The sequence below is a fragment of the Kribbella caucasensis genome (assembly GCF_004361855.1).
GTDB lineage: Bacteria > Actinomycetota > Actinomycetes > Propionibacteriales > Kribbellaceae > Kribbella > Kribbella caucasensis.
In genome coordinates, this window is sequence record NZ_SNWQ01000065.1 from 1 (window position 1) to 5,138 (window position 5,138).

The window sequence follows — 5,138 nt, forward strand, 5'->3', positions numbered from 1 at the left end:
GGTCAGACGGCGTGTCGGGACGGCCGGACGAACCTATTGCCGAGCCAAGCTCAGCAGGCGATCCGCTGAATCTCGCCCATCTGCTGCAATTCCCGAGGGTTGACGTAGCCGCGGGTGGTCTCGATGCTGAGGTGACCGAGCAGGGCCGCGCCGATGTGGATAGGGAGGCCGGAGTTGACCAGCTCGGTCGCGAACAGACGGCGGAAGTCGTGCGGTGCGAACCTGACGCCCTCGAACTCAGGGTGGATCTTCGCGAGGGCTGTGCAGCATTCCTGGAGGCGGCGCCGGATCGTCGTGGGCGTCATCGCAGAGCGATGCAGGCCGTTGAGCCGCTGGAACAGGTAGGGCAGCGACGCCTTCCAGACCCGCTCGTAGGGGTCGTAGCTGTGGGCCAGTGGGACAGTGCCGTGCTGGGCGCGGTGGCGCTTGATGACCTGGGCAATCGCGTGGAACAGCTCCGCTGACATCGGAATGACCCGCTCGCGGTCGGATTTCGACGGGGTAATGACCAGGAGCGCGATCACTTCGCCGTTGGTGCGCTGGTAGTTGCGGATGCTGAGGTGCGTCAGCTCGAGCAGCTCTTCAATCCGCAGCCCGGCGTGGCGCATGATCTCGACCATCGCCCAGTCGAAGAACGCGCCCTCCTCCTCGAGCGAGACGTTGACGAGTTCGCCGGTGTCGCGGTTCACCGCCCGCAGCCGGTAGTCCTCACCGCGCTGGACGTAGCGGCGGTCGTTCTCGCTGGCGGTGCGCTGCCACCGAACGCCGCCGTAGGTGAAGTGCTCCCCGAGGCTGGCGGCCTCAGTCGCCGCGAGCAGATCGCGGTAGTACAACCACTGGTTGGCCACGTGGTCGACCAGCAGCGGCAGCAGTGGCTGACGGATCCGGGTGCGGTCGGCCATCCGCTCGTTGATCCGCCGCCGGGCGACGTGGGTGCGCCGGACCTCGGTCTCGCGGACGGGACACGGAGCGACCCACGGCCCCCACAAGGCAGGGTCGTCGTAGGCCCAGGACTGCAGGTCGAGGTAGAACGAGCGGATCCTCAGCAGGACGTTGAGCATGTTCAACAGGCGGCCGCCGCTGGGCAGCACGCTGACCGACTGCTTCCACTGCTGGTAGGTCTCCTCGCTCAGCTGCAGCCCGACCTGGCCCGGGTTGACCTTCTCCACGTTGCTCCAGAACAACTGCGTGAGCAGGTGGGCCAGCTGGCTGAGGGTGTTGTAGTCCAGGCCGACCGCGCGCCGGCGCAAGTACTCGATGAACACCTCGCGGACACCGGGCGTCGAGGGCCGGTCCCGGTCGACCATCTGCTCGATGGTCAGCTGCCCCTGCCGCAGCGCGGCCTGCAGCGAGTGGGGTGACGAGGGCGGGAAGACGCCCATCGAGCGCAGCAGCTGCCAGGTCGCTCCCGCGACCGGGTGTGCCGATAGCCGGTGACTTCGCGATGGGTCACGGCGTAGTGCAGCAGGATGCCGGGCGCCAGATCGCGCAGACTGATGTCGAACACGGTCAGGCACTGAGCGACGTCGATCAGTGCGGCCCGCTGCATGAAGTCGCGGGCGCCGGATTCACGGACGTATTCGAAGAACTTGTCCAGCAACGGATCGTTGGCCGCGCGGCGCAGGTGCTCGGCGAGGTACGGATACTTCGCTGCACGAAGTGCCTTGTGGGAGGGCCGTACGACCCGGAGACAGAACAAGATCCGGGAGCCGGACGTCATCCGGCCACGTTCCTTCTTCCCATCGCCCAAGTCGGCCGGCACCAGCGTGCCATCGTTGAAGCCGAGCGCTTCCCACCGCTGCTGCCAGGTGTCCCCCGGCGCCTTCTCCAGTTCGGCCAGCAGGTCCTTAATGCCGCCGCGCAGGCTGGTCCGGACCGTCTTCGACGTAGCCCAAATCGGTTCCGCGATGGTGATGATCTCGGCTGCGCCCGCGGTGGACAGGTCACTGTGAGGCCGCGGCGGATTGGCCAGCACCGGCGGTGGAGTTGGCTCCAGCTTCGTCACCACGACGTCCGTCATCGCGGCATGGTCGTGGCGTACGACGCGGGCTGTCGTGGCCCAGCCGCCACGTGCGCTGTACTTCGGCTCGCCTCCAGTCGTGGTCATCCGAACACCGCCTCGACGTCGCCGGCGTCGTATCCAGGCGTCCAGCGCGGCTCCAGCCGCGGCCGCGCGTAGTGTTCGGCAAGCCGATCCATCAGGTCCTCCAGGGCCACCACCGTGTACTGGGCCGTCGTCGTCACGTGCGCGTGCCGCAGGATCGTCTGCACCTCCACCAGCGTCAGCTCCGGATCTCTCGCCATCCGCGTCGCGGCGGTGTGCCGCAGGTCGTGCAGGGTCCAGTTCGTGCCCAGCACCTCGTTCGCCCGGGCCATCACCTGCCGCAGAGCCCAGTACGTCAACGGCCGCGACTCACCACGGCGCGTGCGCCACACCGGCTGACCAGGCTCCGGCAGACCCGCTTCGTCCAGGTAGGCCGCCAGGTAGGCCAGCGCCTCCGGTGACACCGGCACCGGCTCACGCAGCCGCGTGCCCTTGCTGATCACCCAGATCTTGCCCGTCGCCCAGTCGACGTCCTCCAGGCGCAGCCCGAGCAGCTCCGCAGCCCGAGCCCCCGACGACACGAAGCACGCCGGTAGCGCACGATCCCGGTCGCAGCGCAGCTGGGCGAACAGCTCGTCCCACAACTGGTCCGGGATCGCCCGCGGGGTCCGGTTCCTGACCTTCGGGCGCGCAACCGGCTCCGCCGGACCGGGACCGGCTGTTCGAGCGGGGACGGGTGTGCCAGCCGCGTACGGCGATCAGGGCTCTGCGGCACCGGGTTCACCAGCGGTCCCCGCCCGTAGTGGCGGTGGTACTCGTAGAACCCGTGCACCACCGTGAGCGCGTGCGCGATCGTCGCCGGCGCATACCCAGCCGCCAGCGTCGGCTTCCCAGTCCGGGCGTTCACCACGCCCGCGTCGGGGCGTTTGCGCTGCGGGTTCGGCGCCGTCCGCAGCCAGCCCACCATCGCGGCCGCATCAGCCTCGGTCGCCTGCTCCCAACCGACGTCGACCAGCCACAACAGCCGGAACCAGCGCAACAGGTCGTGCGCGTAGCTTTTCCCCGTCGCAGGGCTCGCATCCCCCAACGCGAGATCCCGCAGATATCGGCTCGCCGGATCGACCTCACGGCCAGCCGCGTCGACCACCACCCACGGCAGCGACGCCAGTTCGCCGGCGACCACAGCGCCGACCCCGCGGGAGCGCTACCGGCCCTCCAGCAGCTCACCGTACGAACGAAACTCCCCAGCGACCACGCCGCAGATCATCACGAACCCACACCCGACCGACCAACCTGGAGCGGTCGTTAGTGCAGTCAACTGACCAGAAGTCGTGGGGCACGTCGGGAACGACTTCGAAGGTGCCGGCCGGTACTAGCGCTGCCAGTTGCTGCAGCGGCCAAGACGGACGAATGTCGTTGCCTGCGGCGATGATCTTCATCGGGACAGGCGAGTCCGCAAGGTTGCGGAAGAGCTGTGGTTCATGGATCCACTCGAGGAACGAGTCTTGGAGGGCGCGCCATACGGCCTGCTCCCACGGAATCGCGAGCTCCGGTTCAGTGCCCTTGAGTTCTTGGTACTGCTGCGACCAGGTCCGATCCTTGTGCAGGCCGTGACCGGCGATACCGATCACTCGCGACACCGAAGTCGGATGATCAAGGGCGTACCGGACGGCAAGATCACATCCCCACGAGTGGCCCAGAACGATCCATTCGTCGATGCCAAGCGTCACCCGGATGCTCTCAAGATCCTCCACAGCCTGCGCCATCGTGTGCCCACCACCACCCGAGCGCCCCACCCCACGCGGTTCAGGAAACCACGCCCGCACCCCCACCGGTACCAGCCGTTCCTGCTCCAGATACTGAACGCACCCAGGCCCCCCAGACAACATAACCACGTCAGTCCCCGAACCGCACCCGCCAACGTGAAGCCTCACCCGATCACGAGCAGCGACAACCAGTTCATCCATGGACATAGACAGCGGGCCTTGGCTTGCGTTTGAGGGGCACCATGACGAACTGATCCTCCGGTTGATGGTCGATTCGCAGCAGGCCGCGGCCCTCGGCGAACTGGAGTGCTCCACGTACGTCGTCCTCGGAGCCGATAGTACGAGCGGCGAGGGACTCGATGCTCTGCTCGGCGCCATCCCACAACGCCACCGACACCAGGTCCGCGGCATAACCAGTGAACTGCCCTGTCACTTGGTACGCCTCAAGGTTGGCCACCCCCGCGGCGGGGAGCTCGAGCACATCCTGCACCATCGGCGGACGTTCGACGCCGACGTATCGGGAGCCGTCGAAGGTCAGGACACCGAGTGCGACGAACAGTGGCAGCAACTCGCGTCTCGACCTTGGTTCGCGAAGGCCGACCTGAGCGGCAATCTCCGCCAAGCTGGGATAGTTGCGCATTGGAATCGTCATCCGCTGTGGCTGGTCGAGCCACGCCTCGCCCCGATAGTGGTCGATCCCCCACCTTCGCAGGTCGTCGACCGTCATACCGTCGCCAGGACTGGTCCACCGTACGACGTTGGCGATCTCGATCGCCTGGTACCCGAGCACCCAAAACCAGCCCGGATCGACAAACCGGACTGCTGGCCTCATTCGCCGAACCCAGCGGGGCGGATCGACGGTCCCGGTGACGGGCCAGAAATCCAACTGCCACAGGTCGGTGGGTTCGCGTGCTTCGTCCTCGTCATCCTCCTCCTCCACCGCAACCGCCCCGATGGTCTGCGGCAGAGGGCGATGAGCAACCCTCAACCGATACAGACCTCGCTCCCCCAGCCGGAGGTCCTCGTCGCCAGAACCGGTCGTGAGTGACGCCAGCTCGACGGCACCCGTGGAGCTCCGGTACGGAACCTCGACCAGATCAGCCCAATCGTCGCCGCCGAAATCACCCGGTCGGTCGGCATGCGCCCGCAACCGCACCACACAGGGTCCATCGCCACCAGCCGCGAACAACCAACCATGCCCCGTCCGTACGATCGTCCCGCACGGATGCGCATCAGTTGCGTCCAGCAGAGTGGTGTACGGCAGGCCCGGTGACGGGCGTGGCGTCGGCGCATAGAGGCGGTCATCGCGTGATCCTTTGGAAGACCTT

The 5,138-nt window shown here is 67.1% G+C and carries 5 protein-coding genes; all 5 read right to left on the reverse strand.

All coding sequences use genetic code 11. The annotated features are described in order from the left end of the window. Window positions 1-50: 50 nt before the first annotated feature. A complete protein-coding gene (locus tag EV643_RS43650) occupies window positions 51-1,382 on the reverse strand; it encodes a tyrosine-type recombinase/integrase (protein ID WP_133806123.1) in 1,332 nt (443 codons plus the stop codon). Then, window positions 1,319-2,107, reverse strand: coding sequence for a hypothetical protein (locus EV643_RS43655; RefSeq protein WP_133806124.1), 789 nt, complete (start codon window positions 2,105-2,107; stop codon window positions 1,319-1,321). The genes EV643_RS43650 and EV643_RS43655 overlap by 64 nt, the downstream gene beginning before the upstream one ends. Next, a complete protein-coding gene (locus EV643_RS45295; RefSeq protein WP_202870080.1) occupies window positions 2,104-2,688 on the reverse strand; it encodes a tyrosine-type recombinase/integrase in 585 nt (194 codons plus the stop codon). Before EV643_RS45295 ends, EV643_RS43655 begins: the two co-directional genes overlap by 4 nt. 579 nt (window positions 2,689-3,267) lie before the next feature. After that, a complete protein-coding gene (locus EV643_RS43665) occupies window positions 3,268-4,017 on the reverse strand; it encodes an alpha/beta fold hydrolase (protein ID WP_370452456.1) in 750 nt (249 codons plus the stop codon). Beyond that, window positions 4,004-5,138, reverse strand: a 1,135-nt coding sequence (locus tag EV643_RS43670; RefSeq protein ID WP_238166224.1) for a DUF6042 family protein, incomplete at its 5' end; no start/stop codon positions are given. The genes EV643_RS43670 and EV643_RS43665, both read right to left, overlap by 14 nt.

What these genes read in the sequence shown, in the direction of transcription:
- EV643_RS43650 (WP_133806123.1), bottom strand. Translation starts at nt 1,382, where the DNA reads ATGGGCGTCTTCCCGCCCTCGTCACCCCACTCGCTGCAGGCCGCGCTG.
- EV643_RS43655 (WP_133806124.1), bottom strand. Translation starts at nt 2,107, where the DNA reads ATGACCACGACTGGAGGCGAGCCGAAGTACAGCGCACGTGGCGGCTGG.
- EV643_RS43665 (WP_370452456.1), bottom strand. Translation starts at nt 4,017, where the DNA reads ATGTCCATGGATGAACTGGTTGTCGCTGCTCGTGATCGGGTGAGGCTT.